The sequence below is a fragment of the Nitrosomonas halophila genome (assembly GCF_900107165.1).
In the GTDB taxonomy this organism is placed as follows: domain Bacteria; phylum Pseudomonadota; class Gammaproteobacteria; order Burkholderiales; family Nitrosomonadaceae; genus Nitrosomonas; species Nitrosomonas halophila.
Map to the genome: position 1 here is coordinate 1 of NZ_FNOY01000053.1, position 20,198 is coordinate 20,198.

Annotated in this window: 10 protein-coding genes and 1 pseudogene; 4 read left to right on the top strand and 7 right to left on the bottom strand. The window is 49.3% G+C overall.

The window, feature by feature from the left end; all coding sequences use genetic code 11:
• Positions 1–316 precede the first annotated feature (316 nt).
• From BLV85_RS15680 to mazE, 5 genes are all read right to left on the bottom strand, one after another.
• A complete protein-coding gene (locus BLV85_RS15680; protein WP_245725185.1) occupies positions 317–1,465 on the bottom strand; it encodes a hypothetical protein in 1,149 nt (382 codons plus the stop codon).
• On the bottom strand, positions 1,411–6,339 hold the full coding sequence (locus tag BLV85_RS10985) for an ATP-binding protein (RefSeq protein ID WP_245725186.1): 4,929 nt from the start codon (positions 6,337–6,339) through the stop codon (positions 1,411–1,413). The genes BLV85_RS15680 and BLV85_RS10985 overlap by 55 nt, the downstream gene beginning before the upstream one ends.
• Positions 6,227–6,538 carry a transposase gene (locus tag BLV85_RS15975; RefSeq protein ID WP_176974019.1) on the bottom strand — a complete coding sequence of 104 codons (312 nt, stop codon included), beginning with the start codon at positions 6,536–6,538 and terminating at the stop codon, positions 6,227–6,229. The genes BLV85_RS10985 and BLV85_RS15975 overlap by 113 nt, the downstream gene beginning before the upstream one ends.
• Before the next feature lie 557 nt (positions 6,539–7,095).
• Positions 7,096–7,437 (bottom strand): type II toxin-antitoxin system PemK/MazF family toxin, encoded by a 342-nt coding sequence (locus BLV85_RS10990; protein WP_090415118.1) that lies wholly within the window; start codon positions 7,435–7,437, stop codon positions 7,096–7,098.
• Positions 7,430–7,660: a type II toxin-antitoxin system MazE family antitoxin gene (gene mazE / locus BLV85_RS10995; RefSeq protein ID WP_176974018.1), complete on the bottom strand. Its 231-nt coding sequence runs from the start codon at positions 7,658–7,660 to the stop codon at positions 7,430–7,432. The genes BLV85_RS10990 and mazE overlap by 8 nt, the downstream gene beginning before the upstream one ends.
• Positions 7,661–7,837: 177 nt before the next feature.
• On the opposite strand from mazE, the gene BLV85_RS11000 reads away from it, so the two are divergent.
• A complete protein-coding gene (locus BLV85_RS11000; RefSeq protein WP_090415122.1) occupies positions 7,838–8,806 on the top strand; it encodes a tyrosine-type recombinase/integrase in 969 nt (322 codons plus the stop codon).
• A 151-nt stretch (positions 8,807–8,957) separates the two neighbouring features.
• Here BLV85_RS11000 and BLV85_RS11005 read toward each other — a convergent pair whose 3' ends face one another.
• Both BLV85_RS11005 and BLV85_RS11010 read right to left on the bottom strand, forming a co-directional pair.
• Complete coding sequence (locus BLV85_RS11005; protein ID WP_090415123.1) at positions 8,958–9,602, bottom strand: hypothetical protein; 645 nt, start codon at positions 9,600–9,602, stop codon at positions 8,958–8,960.
• Between the two features lie 152 nt (positions 9,603–9,754).
• On the bottom strand, positions 9,755–11,905 hold the full coding sequence (locus BLV85_RS11010) for a S8 family peptidase (RefSeq protein WP_090415125.1): 2,151 nt from the start codon (positions 11,903–11,905) through the stop codon (positions 9,755–9,757).
• A 1,074-nt stretch (positions 11,906–12,979) separates the two neighbouring features.
• Here BLV85_RS11010 and BLV85_RS11020 point away from each other — a divergent pair.
• From BLV85_RS11020 to BLV85_RS15485, 3 genes and pseudogenes are all read left to right on the top strand, one after another.
• Positions 12,980–14,151 (top strand): IS3 family transposase gene (locus tag BLV85_RS11020; protein ID WP_245725187.1). Its coding sequence is split into 2 segments (ribosomal slippage): positions 12,980–13,229 and positions 13,229–14,151, totalling 1,173 coding nucleotides; the frame shifts between segments, so codons are not numbered across the junction.
• Positions 14,152–14,915: 764 nt separating this feature from the next.
• Positions 14,916–19,958: a DEAD/DEAH box helicase gene (locus tag BLV85_RS11025; protein ID WP_090415128.1), complete on the top strand. Its 5,043-nt coding sequence runs from the start codon at positions 14,916–14,918 to the stop codon at positions 19,956–19,958.
• A gap of 31 nt (positions 19,959–19,989) precedes the next feature.
• Positions 19,990–20,198, top strand: a pseudogene (locus tag BLV85_RS15485) (hypothetical protein); the annotation flags it as partial.

The window sequence follows — 20,198 nt, forward strand, 5'->3', positions numbered from 1 at the left end:
CGACAGAAAAAAATCCGTAGTGCCAACCGACTCCAGTTGAAAATTTTAACTTGTTGAAAAATTGGGGATGTTTGAGATAGGGTCACGAAGTTGGGCTAAGCGCCATGCAAGTTGACCCTGTACAGGGCGCTGGTGCCGATCAACGCCTGCTTCAGACCGCTCTGTTCCCGCTAACTATTGTCTGCTTTGTAGCACTAGCGGACGCTCAAGTTGCAGCGTGCAAGGCGCAGCTCAGAAGCGTGGCGATCCTCCGTGACTATTCCAACGATGAGCCAAGGTGTCAACATCGACTGCACGACAAAGGCATGTTGGCAGCTCAGAGTGAATAGCTATTCTTAGCCGTCTCGAAGAACCCCTCGCCGTACTCGGACGGTTTCTGAACCTCTCGGCTCGCGAAAGCGTTGATGACAACCTTCCCTCGCGTGGCCGTGAACTGGGCCAGACCCGCTTTGGTCAACGCGACATAGTAACCCTCACCCCAGATCGAATCGTCATCGATATCCACCGGCCCTGCGTCACGCCACCAAACAACCCTTGCCACGATGGCCCCACTGGCGTCAATGTAAACGCCAGCGGCGTCTGTATGAGCATGCCACTGGAGTTGGCGCAACCAGTTAGGGCAAAGCACAATGGGATAGGTCGCCAAATCAAGGCCAAAGTCGATTGAACAGACTAGCCTTCTGATGAGCGTCGACGCCAGTTCGTTGTCGAACGGCACGACCTGGCCTATCCAGATAGCGGCAGGCAATTTCTGATAGCAGTCATAAAACTTTTCATCATCAATGGAAGCTCCTGGGGCGCGAATACGGTGAAGTAGAAGTTCTGCTTGCCGGGGCTTGCAGATCTTGAATCGTGAAACCTCTGCTACAATATGCTCGTCACACTGGTCTGACCAAGCAGCAACGTCATTCCCTATGCTTTCCGCCCACACTCTCTCACCCTCCGCCCAGTCAGCATCCCGAGTGAGGAGTGGCCGGTATACACCTATCGGGCGCACTTGCGGAAGTGACAGGGGTTGAGGTGGAGTTGGCGCATTCAGATGCTCCAAGAGCATTGGCATGTCATCGGGTTTCAGCAGGCCTGCTCGGCGAATCTCTCCCGCCACGTGACGAAGCGCTATCACGCCTATCAAGGCATGGGGCTTCAGATACTTCACATTCATGTCAAGGGCGCGCAACTGACCTTCAAGGCGCGTGATCGCCTGTGTCCCGAACGCTTCAAGCCCGCCCCACTCCTGGATAAATATGGCAGCCCTCCGCCGGATCGTCAGCTCATCAACGTCTGCCGCCTGCGCGAGTGCCTGCGCTGTGTAGCGCAACATCTGTGTCCATCCGAGTTCCGACTCCACGCGCATGGCGCCGGTTCTTTCGTCCGTCAAAGCGAGGTCTACCTCCAGTGGGCCATCGAACTCTAGTTTGTAAAAAAAGGCAGCGGTTGTGCATCCACCGAGACGGGAATACCCCAACGATTGGCCAGCAACACAGCAGCTTCCGCCACTGCGAAATCCCTGTGGCTCACGAGTGCGGCCACGGTGGGGCCTAGCAGTGGCGCGAGCCGCTCGAGCTCGCCCACAAGCAAGGTCTGAAGTGCTTGCAGTGGCGCATCCAAGTTGCCACCCAGGAGACGTCGGATGACTCGTTCAAATACCGCTTCGCCGTGGGCCGGTTGCACAGCCAGCTTCAGAACGCAGTTGCGCGCGTGCCGTTGAACCTCGGTGACTGGCAGCCGCAAGGCAAAGTGCAGCAGTTCCTCCAAAATCTCCTCGTCGCTGAGGGGCTGTGCGGCCGGCTCGAAAGGTTTGCCGATCTGGAACTCGCGCGTACATGCCATCTGCTCTGCCAGTAAAGACCATATGGCCGGCCAGTCCGGCGTTGCGCTGATCACAGGAAGTATCGAGTCAAGCTCGGTGAGCAGCGATTGCGTGTTCTCCTGGCCGGCAGTTACCGAATCCACAAGATTCTCAAATGCAGCAGGATGCATGCTCTCGCCGTCGAGCAACCGTCGCGCCTCAAAGTAACGGAACTTGCCGCCACCCATCCACTGGCTCCATGAACTCCATGAGCTCAATGGATCCTTGCTTTGCTCGTAGCCGAGCACCAGCTTCCTCGCATACTCAACATCTCCGGCCTCGGCTAGCCGCTTAACCAGCAGGAAGCGGCAGCACGCATCGGACTGCAGGCTGTCCCAACGCTCATACATTCGCTGGACGAGATAGAGAGGCGCGGACTGACCCAGCTCCGCAAAGCGGTAGGGAGCGTTGTAGTTCAACTCGTTGCCGTCCGCCTCGAAAGCGAGCTCAAGCTCCTCAAGAGTCGCCTCGGAGTCGTACTTGCTTGGCGTATAGGAATGGCGGGGATCTGGTGCTTCTGATGACCAGCGCTCCACAGCGGCATCCAGCTTGGCTGACTCCAAACCATGCTTGGCGACGGCGGCGCGAAGGCGTTGGAGCAGTGCGAGCCGCTCGTGCGCTCGGCTGACCACTTCGATCGCGTCCAGCAGCATCTGTGCTAGCTCGGCAATTTTTCCCGGACCTGCTGCGTCAGCGGCGACGTCAATGAAGTCGCCAATGTGGTACGGGTCGCGGTAGTACGGCTCTACGTAGAACGGCAAGCACAGTCCACACCAGACCGTAGCGCAGGCCATGAAGGTCTCGGGGCGTCGACGGACCATCCCGATCATCAGCAAGTCAACTCGGTTGGGCCATGAGATCAAGTCCCAATCTGCAAGAGACCTTGATACGTCGAATCCAAAGCGAGGACCAACCTGCATCGCCTCATCGATAAGCGACATCGTTAAACGATGCGCTGCGGATGACCCCTCCGTCTCCATCATGCCTGCGACCTGACGCATGAGCAGTGCGACCCGTTGGGCCCGTTGCCCTGGGTCAACGCCATTCGCAAGGACCATGATGTCCTGCCAGATAGCATACTGCGGATCCTTCTTCGGGGGCAGTGCGTAACCGAGGCATTGTTCGGGCACGGTGGCCAGCACAAGCTTTGCGCGTTCAACATCTCCGACCGCAGCGAAGGACATAGCCAGATCAGCCAATCCGTCGAGCTGCTCACTCGGGGAGTCTTCCTGAAGCTCTCCCGCGAGGCCGTCAAGCCGGGCCACTGCGGCTGCGCGGTCTCCGTCAATCCGATACGCCGCGACAGCCAACCTCCGTCGGAGGTACCAGGTGCCGTTCAGAGTCGATGTGGCAATCGCATCATCTATCTCTCGAAGGACAGCACGGTACTCCGACTCGCCGCACTTGGCGGCGACCTTGAGAAGGGCGCAAGCGAGCACCGGCAACGCCTTCACGGCTTGTTGGATGCGATAGGCGTCACCGCCCCCTTTGGAGCTGAGTCGCAATACGTAGCCCATTGCGTTGCGGGCCAGCATCTGGACGCCGACAGCGGACACAGTGGATTGATCCTTCGCGACGCGCCAAAGAAGCACGCCGACTTTGGAGGTGTACTTCTGGAGAGGCTGCCAGGGTGGATGCTTAGAGAGCATGGCATCCGGCAATGGTTTCTCAAGCAATGTGCATAGCCTCGCGTGTTGCATCACCGCGCCAACCAAGTCAACTAGTCCCGAGAGATCCGTGTCATCGTCACCCATTGAAACCATGGGTGCGATTAGCTTCTCGAACATGGCTGAGGCGAGATCGTGGTGACCTGATCTCACTGCAACAAGTGCTACGGCGCGACGCAGCCCATTGGGAACCTCATCGAATCCGGGCAGCTGAGAGGCCGCATCGAACAAAGCAAATGCGCCGCGTTCATGTGCGGCGAGCCCGGCGTGAATCATCACATATGGTCTATCTTCGGCAGTAACCCCGAGCCTGTCGCAGAGTTCCTCAGGGTCAGACCCATCATGCTGAAGAAGCATGGCCTCAGCGGCCTCTCGCCGAAGGTGTCGCTTAACAGCGGCGATCGTCTCTTCGGAGGCCGCTTCCGGCGTCTGCCTCATGCCCTCTGTGGCCAGGTGGTCAATAGACTGCTGGATCTGCTCAGCATCTCGGAAGTGGCATGCACGCCGCGCCCACTTCCCGAACTCCTTGACGTTGTGCTGATCACCGTGGTGCTGGAACTTCGACGTGTGCAGTTGCGACAGCGGCTCGAAGGCCTCGAACAGCTCCTTCGCAAGGTCGAAATCGCCGCGCTCCAGCAGGGCATCTACAACTTCGTAGCCTCTACCTGGAAAATCCTGCACGAAGGAGACGGCGGCGTCGATGTCACCGACAGCCAGCATTGCCAGCGGCAGTCGATCGGCATACTCCAGCGCAGTCTCGCGCCGGCCCACTTCATCATGACACAGCAGGATCCGCGTTAAGACGGTCGCATCGAGCGTAGAGCGGGTGGCAAACAATGCGAGACGGATATCGGCGTGGATCTCGGATACGGGGCGACCTGCTGCCAGCTGTTGCCGGAAGCGATCAGGCGTCGCCAATGTCAACACATCGTCCTGGTCACCTGCGCGAGCGCGGTATCGCAGCTCAAGCCATCGTTGAGAAGACTCTGGCGGCGCGCTCTTGGCCAACCGTGCAAGATCGCGGTAGACGCGTTTGGAATATTCAGCATCAATGCTGCCGAGACGTATCCGCGGCTGAGCAATCACAAACAGCCGGAAACTGTTGTGAAACACACTCCACCCTTGCGACGACTCACGTAGCAGATGGCGTGCGACCACCAGCGCCCGCTCTATCGCGCGCTCTGCTACGAGCGTAGCCAACAATTGCAGCGGCATAGGCGCTTCGGCTCTGGCGATGAACCCCAGCACGTCCATGGCATCGCTGTCGCCAGCGATCTCGCGCCAGGCAGACGTGTAGACAGACTCAATATCCCCGTCGAACGCCATCCCACCGGCGAGCAAGTGCTTGCGGCCCTCATCGTCAGCGCGCAACAGAGCCTGTATCAGGTACCGAGTCGCCAGCGGGTGTCCATGGCTGAGGTCACTCACATCCAAGCGGGAAATAGCCGGGTCAAGGGCAAGCGCATCGGCCATGCCCGCAACTGCCTCTCGCCCCAGCGGACGCATCCGCACAAGCCGGTCACTCTTCTCCGCCTGCTCTTTGACGGCTGGCTTCATATAAGCGAGATCCAGGCGTTGGGTGCCCAGCACGAACGTGACGCCAGTGGGGATGGCAGCAGGAAGCGGCAACTCACCCAGCAATGAGTATGTCGGCCGCTCTTCACGCGGTATGTGATCGAGCCCATCGACGACGATGATGGTGCGTATCTCATCGCGCTCGTAGCGTTCGCCAGCTTGCTTTAGGAGGGTGCCAAACTGCTCCCGGCGCTCGTGCAGCGAGTTGTCGCGTAGACGCAGGCCGACCAAGCCACCGTTGCGCAATTGCGTGTCAACATCCTCCAAGAAACTGTCGGCCTCGCCCCGTCCCACGCCCTGAGCGGCGCCCGGCACATAGGCTAGGTAGCGCACCAAGCGGATGTTCGGCTTTGTGGCTAGCGCTACCTGTAGCAGGGTCGACTTGCCCGAGCCGGGCGGACCTATGAGCGCAAGGTAGCCTTGGTCGACGGCGCGCAACGCCTCAAACAAGGACATCTCGGTGTCACGGTTGCGTTGCACATAGGCTCCCACGGGAAACCTATGGATGTGCAACGTCTTGGCCGGATCCCGCCATCCGAGCTCTTGCAGGAGCTCGTCTCGGGACCACCTGTTCTTGTCTCTGGCGTCAGTGACTAGCTTCGGCAGCGTTCTGGCAATCTCTGAGGCCAGTCGCGACTGCTCGGCACTGAGCTTGTGAAACTGAACGAAGTCGGCCGCGGCACCATGCACCACACGCAGGCAGTGCAGGAACCGTTCGAACTCGGCTTCGTTCAAGCCTGATGCGCGTTGCAGCTGATCTACCAGGCAGCCCCACCCAGAGGCTCGCCATTCCTGCAACGAGCGATTGGGGAAACGTTCATACTCATCCAGGAATGCTGCGCTATGGGGAGGTGACGCGTCGCCAAGCTTGTCGTTGACTGACGGAATGTCATTCACGACCAGACGGATCTCGACGCGTGCTTCAGGATTGTCCTTGCTCAAACACTGCCAAGCATGGATCAGCGGCTTCAGCAAGCCGTCCGCCCCGGTAAGTATCGTCCTGACCGTAAACGTGCCTGGGAACTTGGAAATCTTGAACTGATGGCCGACCACCAACCCATCGAGTCCGAGCACCAGGTCGTCAGCGATACCCGCGCTGCGGTCGGCCACGCCAACCCACCGCAGCTGATCGCGCTCAAGCGCGGCGTAAATGGCTGCGCCAGCTTTCTCGTACTGGCCGACATACCCCCGGAGGGCTCGTCGCTCTCCTTCGGCCGGAGTCGTCGCGTTTATACTGTTCTTTGTCATAAGGTCTTGGTAACTTTCGATTCCTTTTTGGCGGGATATCAACTTTCATCTTCTGTTTTTTCGCCTGTTCAATTATTGCATTACTGTCATACCCGCGATCTGCCAGCAGATAATCTGCATTGATCTCTTCGATCAGGCGGCCAGCCTGCGTGCAATCAGCCGTGGTACCCTGTGTAACAAAGATTCTGACGGGTAACAGTCTTCAATCGGGTCACTGCAGTAATCATATAGTGGAACATGGTCCTAAGCGTGACTTGGAGTTTTCAGCTTTTTTAAAACCGTCCGTGGAAATGGGGTAGAACCCAAATGATTACTTTGGAAGCTAAAATTTTTCAGGATACTCTGTAGTGATTGTAATGATGGTTACTGAATAATAGGGTTTTGCTCAACAGTGGATAGGCGATGAAACAAGGTGGATTAAACAGACAAATATTTCTATAAACCACTTGATCAGGTGAAATAAAAATCATAATTCTTGAAAACTAGCCTCTAAATCGCGCTATATTGAATTATTTTCAGATGATCTATAGGAAAGTATGGCAGGCATTTACATGCCATTAATTCACCATATATTGCGTTTTGAGGTTAGTTTAAAATAACTTATTTATAATCAATACTATACATCACAACCTTGATCCGGATAAATCGTTTCATCGATCTGTCTGGCAAATCGGGTAAGACTTGATTACGATTCAAAGTATTTCTGTATCGTCGTATTATCGTAAATAAGGTTATCTGAAAAAAGAGATTACCAGCTTACAGATCAAAGACAATCATTAAAGCTGTTTTGATAAGATCCCTATATTGGCTTTCAAGCCTGCCTTGTTTCTTTCCGATACGTGAAATATCAACCGCGCGTAGTTGTTTGAGGTTGATATGACGATCCTTATCCAGACCATTTTTTTCTGTGGGCTCCAGATTCACTGCAAACGGCCAGGGTTTATGCTGAGGGATTAAAGGGGCAACTATCAATGTTCTGGATTGAACGTTAACCAGGTCACTTTGAATAATTACACATGGCTTTAGTTTTCTTGTTTCCGCGCCCTTTGTCGGTTCAAGATCGATCCAGTAAATATCCAGTTGCTTCAAGTCAGACATTTGTTAAGCCATCTGGCAGCGTACTGTCCCATGCCTGTAACTCTTCCTGGTAGTTTGTATCTTCCGCTTCTTCTTGATTCGCTTTGCGTAACGCTGTCTGAAGAAAATTTCTGCGTTCCTGTTTTAAGAGCTGATTAACATAGGCACTACGATTGCTACTTGCAACATCGTTCAAAAAAGTAAAGGTTTCGTCGTCGAGCGTAATAGTCACTCTATGAGTCATAATATTCCTCATACTATATAGTAATATAAATAATCATATTATATAGCACTACTAATAATGATGAGATTATCCGAATCATGAGCAGTAATTTATTTGAATTATTATTGAGTAGCCAGAAAGATATGATTCTATCCTGAACTATTGATAACCTATTTTATCAATAGTAAAATATTTTTTATGAGTCACGAAAATTTACCCACCATCGATTCTCCATCGAAACGACTTTTAGAGGTGGCGGATTTCCATCGACTGGCGGATGTGCCCCCTGAGATCGAATGGTTCGCCAATTTAGAAAGTTTCTGTACCCGTCGCGCTTATCAGAAGGCGCTGCAGGATTTTATGCGCTTTACCGGCATCTCCCGGCCGGAAGAATTCAGGCAGATTACCCGCGCGCATCTCATTGCGTTCCGGGATGAACTCAGAAAACGAGACCTGTCAGGTCCCACTATCCGCAACCGCCTGGCGGCGCTTTCCTCTTTGTTTGAATACCTGTGTGAACAAAATGCAGTCACACACAATCCAGTCAAGGGGGTAAAACGCCCCAGTGTGGAAAGCTATGAAGGTAAATCCCCCGCACTGGGCGATCATCAGGCGCGTGCGTTGCTCGATGCGCCGGATAGTCTATCTCTCAAAGGCAAACGGGATCGCGCCATCCTCGCGATATTGCTTTACCATGCGCTGCGTCGCGACGAGCTCTGTAAACTGAAAGTGAAAGACATCCAACAGGAGCGACGCGGGGTACTCCATATGAAAGTATCCGGTAAAGGAGGGAAGACCCGTTATTTACCCATTCATCCCCAGGTGAGCGGCCTGCTGCATGATTACCTTGAAGCGGCCGGTCACGGTGAGGAGGATACCGGCCCCTTGTTTCGATCGCTGAGCAATAATCGAAACAAGGGGAGCGTACAGAAAGGGATTACGCCCGATGCCGTCTACAAGATGGTGCAAGCGTACTCTGAAAAACTGGGATGCCGAATCGGCGCCCATTCATTACGCGCCACGGCGGCGACCAATGCGCTCGACCACCAGGCAGATATTGCCAAGGTACAGGAATGGCTGGGACACGCCAATATTTCAACGACTAGGATTTATGATCACCGAAAAATGCGGCCGGAAGATAGTCCCACGTTCAAGGTAAGTTATTAAGGAGAGGATTATTATAGGAAATAATTGCTAAGCTAAAAAATAAATGCTGTTGACATTGAATATCCAGGAAACCTGGTCGAGATAAAATGAAATCTGATTACCCCGACCAGGTTATTGTCACTACCTTTTCCTTGGATTGATTCAGATTTTTCTAGTTTTCTTCCTCTGTGAAAATAGGGCCATGCCCTATTAAATGAATAATTTCAGTCATTTCAGTTATGGATATACAAAGCGTAGGCACAGTAAGAGGGGCCTCTTTGGGGACAATTGATTCGCCCACTTCCCAAATAAGATTTAAACGTCCACTTTCTATCATCTCATTATAAGAGACTTGAGCCGTTTCTTCCTCTGATCTCAGGCCATATCCGACCCATAACTCACCAATACCAATGTATTCATTAACATTAATTGGATAATTAGAAACAGAAGTGGGTATGATTGGCTGAAGCCTATTAGATTTTAAATATGGATTCTGAATAAAAAATTCATAGTTTGTGGGATCAAAATTTTCCCTCCATTCCGAACCATTGTAGAGCCATAGTCCGTCATGTCCTTTGAGACGAAAAACTACGAATACATCCCCAACTTTAAAGTGATCTTCTTCATTAACAACTAGATGATGATCCAACATTACACTAGTAAGCTCTTCGGAGCTGGCGTATAGGGATGTTTGTGGGAAACATATTTTTCCAGGCTCTGAAAATATTATATTATTTTCAATGTCTTGTGCATGTACCTGTGATGCGCCAAGTAGAAAAATACCGAACAATGTAGATTTATAATGATCAAATTTCATGATGATATATCTCATTTCTTATAATTAAAAAAAACAGCGACCTAAAGATAATTATCCCTCAAGTAAGAATATAACATTTCCTTTCAAGGGGACACTGCCCTTGGCAGCCTTCCGGCATACCAAGGGACAATAGATCAAGCCCTAAGTAAAATTTACGGTAAACGTACACGACGGAAGGTTTCGTTACCCACGCCAGGTAAATTAACCGTTACTGGGATACTGCCTGTACTAACTATATAGGCGGTCACGGCTGCCACAGTAGGGCCAGTTGGATCGGCTGCCTTGATCCCGGCATAGACACCCGCCACATGAGGTGCTGCCATGGATGTACCTTCCCATGCTTCAGTAGAGGTTGTTGTAGTACGAGTTGAAGAACGAACATATGTACTACTGCCACCACCCGGTGCAAGCAAGATTGGCCCAGTAAAATTAGCTTGAGTTGCAATATTAGCGAAGTCGGATACAGTTGTTCCTGTCGAATCATTTAGAACCGAGCTCACTTTTATAACATTCGCGGTGCATGCAGGCCAAGCAATCTGGCTTTTATCATACTCGTTCCCTGTAGAAGCAATAACTGGTACCCCTCTGGAGGTCAGGTTATTGACTACGGTATTAAGTCCAGTTAAACAAGTTGCTGTACTAGGATAGAGAGTACCACCTAAACTCAAATTAGCAACAAAGGGGTTGAGGGTGCCAGGTGCTGTATTTATATAAACTGCGTTGAGTGCCGCAAGAATATCTCCACCAAATGCAGTCGCATTTGGGTTCGTTGTGTTATATGAAAAAACCTGTGCTGCAACGAGAAAAGCATCCGGCCCAACCCCTTGCAGATTTGAAGGGGTTATCAGAGAAGTCTGACGACCGGCAGCAATTCCGCCCACGTGGGTCCCATGTGAACAATTATGAATACCTAATGCCGCTAACGTGTTGCAGGCTGTCAAGTTTGAAAATGGCTCTCCTGCCCCAGGCCAGTCGAATGGACTGTCTCCTGCGCCATCCTGATTGGGGCAGATTGAAGAATAGGTTACCCCACCAGAAGTAGTATTAGTGCCAAAGCATGCTTCATGCGCGACGCGGGACACGCCACTGGTGGTAAAAAATGCGTGATTCTTGCGTATACCTGAGTCTATAATGACCATGTATTGACCTGCAGCGGTGATACCTGCAGCCCAATAGGGCGCCAAGTTCAATAAAACGGTACTATTGGTCAACGTTGTCTGAGCAGCCGGCTTATTGAGCTCAACGTTCAGGATTCGTGCATCGGCAAGTTCATACAGTCTTGTTACAGCTGAGTTAGGAAGCCGTACCTGTACTATTCCGAGATCCAAATAGGCTTTTTCATTTTCGGAAGAAGTCGGTGCGCCGATTCTGGTAAAGATATCATCGAAGATACGACGATGAGCATCAGCTTGCGCCTGGATTGCGGCGGGCGACATATAACCGGTCTTAGGTGAGAAAAACTCTCCGCCCCGTAATGAGATAAGAATATCTGCTTCCCCCTGCTCCTGAGCAGCATCCAGCACTTCCTGCGGCCACTGTGCTGCTCTCGGGTCAGTGTAGTCAACAGGGCGGATGGCTCTGACCTCATTGCTTTCGATCAATGCATAAAATGCACTTCTGTTGATGTTGGCCCGGATCACCGGTCGATTCTCATCAAGCACCGGATTGTTGATCCCGTTCGCGTAAGGCTGGCTGAGAAGATGATTCAAACTAGTTTGAATCTGTTCCGACGTAGCAGATGACTGGTTGTATACAGTATTGCCAGTACTATCAATGTCGTATCCGTCTACCTCAACATTGAGGAAAATATTGACATCGGCCGCACCGTTGGTAATGATTGCCGATTCAATCGCTTCAACGCTACCATCAGAATCAGCAGCTTTGATACGATATGTATGGGTTACATCACGGATAAATGCGATGGCATTGTCGCTGGCAACCAGCGCATGAATACCGCTCTCATTGACGTAAGCCCCCATCTGACCGTACCCATTGTTCCAGTACCCGGTTGGCAGTACATTTTGCCCCAGGTCTGCCAGCACAGTTTGTGCCTTGGCTGCCATGGCTACTCTAAGTGCTTCATGATTAGTCTTTATCTCGTCTACCGTTATGGTGTCATCCAATGTAATCAGTAGACGGACATAACCTTTTCTATTGGCTTCTTCAAGCAGCTTGTCAAAATCATCCCCAACATATTGGGCTGCATGAGATAGCGATATCGGGAATAAGAGAAATAAAGAGAAAAGGCTGAAGATAAATCTGATGGTGAATAGATTAAAATTTAATGCTGATTTCTTATTCATATTTTTGCCTTTTTAGAGAGAGTTCTTATGCGCTTATATCTATGCACATCGTGCTATAGCGTATAGCTACACAGGAACTTTTTAATTGATACAACATCGATGAGATATGACACATGTAATTTGCTTTATCAATGCGTTAAATTGTCGCAGGATAAGTGTGGCTAACGGTTCTATGGCTCCCTTGTTACAGTGTCAGTATTCAATGCTGCTCCATTCGTACATTAGGAATTTTTGCAGTTATGTCGTATAGACTCCTCCTGTTAGTTAACTAAATGAAGTACTGCCGTTAGCTATTTATCATAGTATTTTTATCAGGGTCAATAGGTGGAACCACTTATTAATTAACCATTTAGCTAATGCAGGTATAGGAAAAATACAGAGATAGCTTATACAACAAAATTCAGTTTACCAGTACATTGGGATATTAATTGCCAAGCATAAATGTTAAGTAGTTGTTTTGAGCAATCGCTTGATTAAGACTGCCCACCCGAGAAGCAGATTGCCTCAACGTCGAGTGGCACTGTCAGATTCGGGATGTGAATATGATTGAGCTGGTTCGGCCTCAAATCCAGGCCTAGTTCATAATAAGCATAAATCTATACCATAACTCTGGAAAAAACCTTACTGGAAACCTCCCCAGATAAAACCGTCTCCTTACGACAGTCTTTATCCTGAAGAACATCACCCTTGGCAGCCTTCCAGCATTGCCAAGGTGCAGGAATGGCTGGGCCATGCCAATATTTCAACGACTAGGATTTATGATCACCGAAAAATGAGGCCAGAAGATAGTCTGACTTTTAAGGTGAGTTATTAATCGGTCGTATAAGCTTAAACACGTATTTACGATTTTACGACTCGTCGGGTAGCCTTCCAAACTTTAAAAATTTAGACATTGTGAAAAAAATGCGGTTGTCCAAATGGAGGCTCAATTAAAATCGAAAACGCAAAGCACGAATTAATGATTGAACAAGATCGGTATCGTGAAAAAGTACTGATAGGTGTAACAACCTGTGACGTGGTTTAATGAAACCGGCCAGTCCAGTTAAGAGAGAATAGGCTTAACTGGAGGAAGAAATGACAGTAAGGAAGCAATACACGAAGGAATTCAAATTGGATGCAATCAGTCTGGTGTTGGATCAAGGGTGTACAGCGACAGAAGTATCCCGAAATCTGGAAATCAATGCCAGTATGCTGAGAAGGTGGATCAGGGAATATCAGCAAGATGATGCGGGACAAGCCTTCCGTGGTAATGGGAAGCTAACACTGGAGCAGGAGGAAATTAGAAAGCTCAAGATCCGGATCAAGCGACTGGAAATGGAGAAACGCATCTTAAAGGAAGCGACGGTCTTTTTCGCGAAAGAAACGAAGTGAAATATTCGTTTATCACCCCAGGGAAAAAGACCTGTCCGGTTGGTTTGATGTGCCAACTTATGGGTGTAAGCCGGAATGCTTACTATGATTATGTCCGATGTGCTGACAATTGTTCTGCAGATCCCTGTCATCTGGAAATACTTGGAACAGTTAGAGACATAGCGAAATCCAGTCATCATAGCTATGGCAGCCGCAGAATCGGGAAAGCGCTGAATGCGCGGGGTTATCGAATTGGTCGCTGGAAGGCTCGAAATCTGATGCAAAAGGCTGGTGTGCAGGTCAAATACCGGAAGAAGTACAAAGTAACTACTGACAGTAATCACAAACAACCGGTATTCGAGAACAAACTGAATCGACAGTTTGATGTTGCCAGATCGGATCAAGTCTATGTGAGCGATATCACTTACATTTGGACTCAAGAAGGTTGGTTGTATCTGGCTGTGGTCATCGATTTGTTTTCCAGGGAGGTGGTTGGCTGGAGTATGAGTACAAGAATGAAAGTAAGACTGGTTTGTGATGCATTGCAGATGGCTGTCTGGCAACGCCAGCCACAAGCAGGACTGATAGTACATTCGGATCGTGGATCGCAATATGCCAGTAAACAGTACCGCCAACTTTTAAAAATACATGGTTTTATCGGCAGTATGAGTCGTGTGGGAAATTGTTGGGATAATTCAGTGGCCGAGAGCTTTTTCGGTAGCCTTAAACGGGAGCAAATCCATTGGCAATGCTACCTGACCCGCTATGCAGCACAGCAGGATGTGCTGCAGTATATTTCCATGTTTTATAACAGCCATCGACTGCATTCATACCTGGGCTACAAAAGTCCAAACCAATATGAGGCAGAAATAGAGAAGTTGAAAAATGTTGCTTAACTGGATTGTCCGGTTTTACTTGACCAGGTCACCTGCATTTAAAACTGACCCAACCAGCATTCAGCAAGATTTTGAGCCAGAAATAACTGCAACTATCCGTCTCGCAAACCAGCATTAACTGCAAATGAACCTGCATTACATCTTAACAAACCAGGAATAACTGCGACTGACTTGGCTCACTCATCGGTAGCGAGGTCTGGGAATTACCGAAACCGTCAATTCGGCTACGTCCATACCACCGTTATCAAACGTGCCCATCTCGGTGAGTGGGACGGTGCAGTCCGGCACAAACGCGCCGGGGGCTGGTGACGGGCACCGATCGGCATGACGTATTGGTGGTGGACCAGAAGTGTCATTTTCAGAAGACGACTGCACTAAATGTCAGAAGTCGATAACACATAATTAATGTTATAGCACCCACACCGAATCGTTCCGTAGCGCAACTCTATCGTTGAACTCCACCGTTATGCAGATCACAGCACATTCGCTTAGCTGAGCGTAAATGATTGATATTGTCGGTTACGCATCCAATCACCTCATGTAAAAGTGCATCTTTAGGCTTTATAGATCAAGCTTTATTGGGCGGGTGTAAATGAAGAATAATCTTTCAAACCTACTAAATACCGGCATCCAACGCCGCTACTCATCAATATAAAAACCACCTATTGAATTCACCATATCCCTACATTTGACGGATTTTAGCGTGTAAACGAGCTGCGTTTGCACGGTACTTCCATTACATATCAATTCAATACGGTAGGGATATGTCAGTTCAATTTCAGGCACTGCTCACTCAATTTCGTGAGCGGACTTCAACAGTACGAGATCAGGGCACCAGTTTTGAAAAACTGATGATTCGGTATTTCCAGACGGAGCCTTTCTATAAATCCTTGTACGTCGAAGTACTGAACTATGCCCATTGGGTTGAACGCTATGGTGAGCAAGCAGAGATAACCAGAAAGACGGATACCGGTATTGATCTGGTCGCCATCACTAAAGATGGGCAATTTCATGCCATTCAATGCAAGAACTACGCCCCCGACTACCGGATTCAAAAATCCGACATCGACAGTTTCTTTACCGCATCTGGCAAGACCTGTTTTAGCCATCGCATCATCGTTACCACTGCTGATAACTTCTCGCCGAATGCGCAAGATGCTCTGGAAAATCAGTATCCACCTGTCGCCGTCATTAATCGCGTAAATCTGGAAAGCAGTGTTATTGACTGGTCGCGGTATGTTGAGGATGTAAAGCCTGTACTGAAACCGCAGAAACAACTTCGGGAACATCAAGCAATAGCGCTGCAAAGAGTTGTTGTCGGCTTGCAGCAAGCTGATCGGGGCAGGCTGATCATGGCCTGCGGTACCGGCAAAACCTTTGCTTCCTTAAAAATTGCCGAACAGATGGCAGGCAAGGGTAAACGCGTGCTGTTTCTTGTACCCAGTCTCGCTCTGTTAGGACAAGCGCTGACGGAATGGACTCAGGAATCGACCGTTCTCTTGAAAAGTTTTGCCGTCTGTTCCGACAGTGATGTTGGCAAGAAACATGACAAGGATGACGACCGGATCATTACCGGCATCAGCGATTTACAGTATCCGGCCACAACCAACGCCTCCGCCTTATGCAAGCAGATCGCTGCCTACCATTCAGCGAATGCCATGACGGTAGTGTTCTCCACCTATCACTCCATTGGTGTGCTGAATGAAGCGCAACAGGCAGAAGAACAGCCTCTTCCTGTCTTTGATCTGATCATCTGCGATGAAGCTCACCGTACCACCGGAGCGACCTTTGACAAAGAGGAAGAATCCCCGTTCGTCAGAGTACACGACAACAGCTACATCAAGGGTAGTAAACGTTTATATATGACAGCGACACCACGTATTTTTGGTGAAGCGGCTAAAGAAACCCAGAATGTCACTCTGTGCTCCATGGATGACGAGGCGCTTTATGGCAAGGAGCTCTACGTCATCACTTTCTCCGAAGCGGTTTCACGCAAGTTGCTGGTGGATTACAAAGTGATCGTACTTGCTGTGGATGAAAGTCATATCAATCGCCGTTTACAGAATCTGTTATGCAAGCAGGACAACTCTCTGAAAGTAGATGATGCAGCCAGGATTATTGGCTGTTGGAAAGCCCTGTCAAAACAGGGTCTGTTTGAAAGCACTGAAGCACTGGCTGAACCTATGAAGCGCGCCGTAGCTTTCTGTCAGGTCATTGAAAAAGAATACAAAGGCAATAAACATAAGGTCAGCTCAAAACTGATTGCAGAAATGTTTGAAGCTGTGGTCAGCCAATACCAGGAAGCCGAGATAAAAGCCTTGCGGGAGCAAGATCCGGATGCAGCTTTGGAACCTGCCTTGTTCATGAAATGTGAAGCGGATCACGTGGACGGCAGCATGAACGCCAGTGAAAAGGAAAGCCGACTGGAATGGCTGAAAGCCACAACAGAAGACAACACCTGCCGCATTCTTTCCAATGTTCGTTGCTTGTCTGAAGGTGTAGATGTGCCTTCGCTGGATGCCGTGCTGTTCCTGACACCCCGTTCCTCTCAGGTGGATGTTGTGCAATCGGTTGGCCGTGTCATGCGCTTGGCACCGGATAAGAACCGGGGTTACGTGATTCTGCCGGTAGTTATTCCAGCCGGCGTAGAACCGGCAGAAGCGCTTAATAACAACGAAACCTATCGGGTGGTCTGGCAGGTGCTGAACGCCTTGCGTGCGCACGATGATCGCTTCGATGCCATGATCAACAAGCTGGAATTCAATGGCAGTATGCCCGCCAAAATGGAAGTGGTAGCGGTCACTGACAGCGTCACTCCAAAGGCCAAAAGCCGAACCAAAAAACAGCGCAGCGCCGGAAAAGCCCGAGGGGGTTCAGCTATTGGTACTGCTGTCTCTCCAGAACTTCATCAGAGTGAATTACCCTACGAAGTTGGCGAAATCGAACGCGCCCTCTACGCCAGGATCGTCAAGAAATGCGGTAACCGTCATCATTGGGAAGACTGGGCCAATGACATTGCCAAAATTGCCAACACCCACATCGACCGCATCAAGGCCATTCTGGAAGATAAAACCAATACCGCCGAAATTGATGCCTTCAATGCCTTTGCCAGTGAACTGCGCGATGACCTGAACAATAGCATCAGCGATGAGGAAATCATCGAAATGCTGGCACAGCACCTGATCACCCAGCCAGTCTTCGATGCCCTGTTTGAACAATACAGTTTTGCCAAGCACAACCCCATGTCACAGGCGATGCAACAGGTGCTGGACAAACTGAATGAGCATCACCTGAACAAGGAACGCAATACGCTGGAATCCTTCTATGAATCGGTAAAAATGCAGGCAGAAAACATTAACTCTGCTGAAGGGAAGCAACGCATCGTGGTAGAGCTTTACGACAAGTTTTTCCGTAATGCTTTCCCGCGTATGACCGAGCGTCTAGGCATTGTCTACACCCCGGTAGAAGTAGTGGATTTCATCATTCATTCTGTCGAGCATGTGCTGCAAACAGAATTTAATTCCAGTATGGCTGATGAAAACGTCCATATTCTTGACCCGTTCACTGGTACAGGCACCTTTATTACCCGGCTGCTGCAAAGTGGCATCATTCCTGAAGATCGCCTGCCGGAAAAATACAAAAACGAGATCCACGCTAACGAGATTGTACTGCTGGCCTACTACATTGCTGCGATTAACATTGAAGCCACTTATCACGGCATTCTGACAGGCAACCTTCACGGTGAGCAGAATGACGCCACGATTGCTAAAAAACCGGCAATTGAATACCAGCCATTTAAAGGAATTTGCTTAACCGATACCTTTCAGATGGCCGAAAAGGATGATCAGATCAATGCGCTGCTGGAAGAAAACAGCACTCGCCGCAAACGTCAGCAGAAGCTAAACATTCGCGTCATCATGAGCAACCCGCCTTATTCAGCCGGGCAGGAATCAGCCAACGACAATAACGCCAATGTGCCATACCCCCAACTGGATGAGCGCATCCGCAGTACCTATGCCGCCCGTTCACAAGCCACCAATAAAAACGCCCTGTATGACAGCTATATTCGTGCGATTCGTTATTCATCAGATCGCATCAGGGATTGTGGTGTCATCGGCTTTGTTACCAATGGCGGTTTCCTTGAAGCCAATACAGCCGATGGCCTGCGCCAGTGCCTGGCGGAAGAATTCAGCAAGCTATATATCTTCCATCTGCGCGGAAACCAGCGTACATCTGGCGTACGCTCCCGCCAGGAAGGTGGAAAAATCTTTGGTTCCGGTAGCCGTGCTCCAATTGCCATTTCTATTTTGGTTAAAAATCCCAAAGCAAAAACACAGGGCAATATCTATTTCTACGATATAGGCGACTATCTGACCCGTGAACAGAAACTGGAAATCATTGAAGGCTTTACCAGCATCAACGGCATTACCGAGCAACAGGGTTGGCAGCAGATCGTGCCGGATAAATTTGGTGACTGGCTGAAACAGCGTGACCCAAATTTTGATACCTACATTAGCTTGGGGGATAAAAAGGATAAAACGACAGAGGTGGTTTTTGAAAATTACTCAAACGGAGTGAAGACCAATCGGGATTCCTGGTGTTATAACTTTGATTGTGGTCATCTTGTTAAAAATATTAATAAAACTATTGAGTTCTATAATTCCGAGGTTGATCGATATGCAGCAGAGCAATCAAATTTGTCTGTTGATGAATTTATCAAATATAACTCTCTATTCTTTACATGGGATGCTGCAAATAAAACTGATCTAGGAAAGCATAAAAGATATGAATTTAATGAACTGTCATTAAGAAAATCATTGTATAGACCCTTTACCAAAGAATTTTGTTATTTTTCTCATGAGTTAAATAATCGTAGGTATCAAATGTCTCACATATTCCCAGAAGGGAACAGTGAAAACCTGGTGATTTGTTTGACTGGGCTGGGTACATCCAAAGAATTTTCATGTGTTATTACAAACGTAATACCTGATGTTCAATTGCATGCAAACGGTCAGTGTTTCCCGCTTTACCTCTACGAAAAAACACCAAAGAATACCAGTCTGTTCGGGCAGGCAGAAGAATCAGAATACCAGCGCAAAGACGCCATCACTGATGCAGGACTGGCACATTTCCAGTCTGCCTATCCTCAGGCTCGTATCAGCAAGGAAGATATCTTTTATTACATTTACGGCTTACTGCACAGCGAAGACTACCGCGAACGCTATGCCGACAACCTCAGCAAGCAATTACCACGCATCCCCCGTGTGAAAACCTATCAGGACTTTGCCGCCTTTGCACAAGCTGGCCGGGACCTGGCACGCCTGCACCTGGACTACGAAAATATTCCCATATACACAGACGTACAACTTACCGGTAGCCTGAAAGGATTGAAAATCACTGAACAGCAAATCCTTGGAGGGGAAGACACAGATTTCTACGTCACCAAAATGAAATTAGCCAGTAAGGATGACAAAACCAAGGTTATTTACAACGGTAAAATTACCATCGAAAATATTCCTGAAAAAGCCTACGACTATATTGTCAACGGCAAACCCGCACTGGAATGGATCATTGAACGCCAAGCTGTTACCACCGACAAAAAATCCGGCATCACCAACGATGCCAACGACTGGGCAATCGAAACAATGGGAAACCCCAGATACCCACTCGAACTCTTCCTGCGCGTCATCACCGTCAGTCTGCAAACTCAGGCAATCGTTAACGGACTGCCTCGACTATCGAATAAAGTTGGTACTGTAGATCAATCTTTCCGATTGTACACAGAAGATTTAGCGTCAAATTACTGACTTTATTGTGCTCTATCTTAGAAAAAATCAGATGATAAGGCTGCTCGTTTGCTTTACCGTTATCGGCGCTCTCTTTCATTCGGTCAGTGCAGCGCCTCAGTCTTTCAGTGAAGCAAAAGTACAGGCGCGTCAAAAAGTCTATTACCCCAACTTCGTGACCCTATCTCAAACATCCCCAATTTTTCAACAAGTTAAAATTTTCAACTGGAGTCGGTTGGCACTACGGATTTTTTTCTGTCG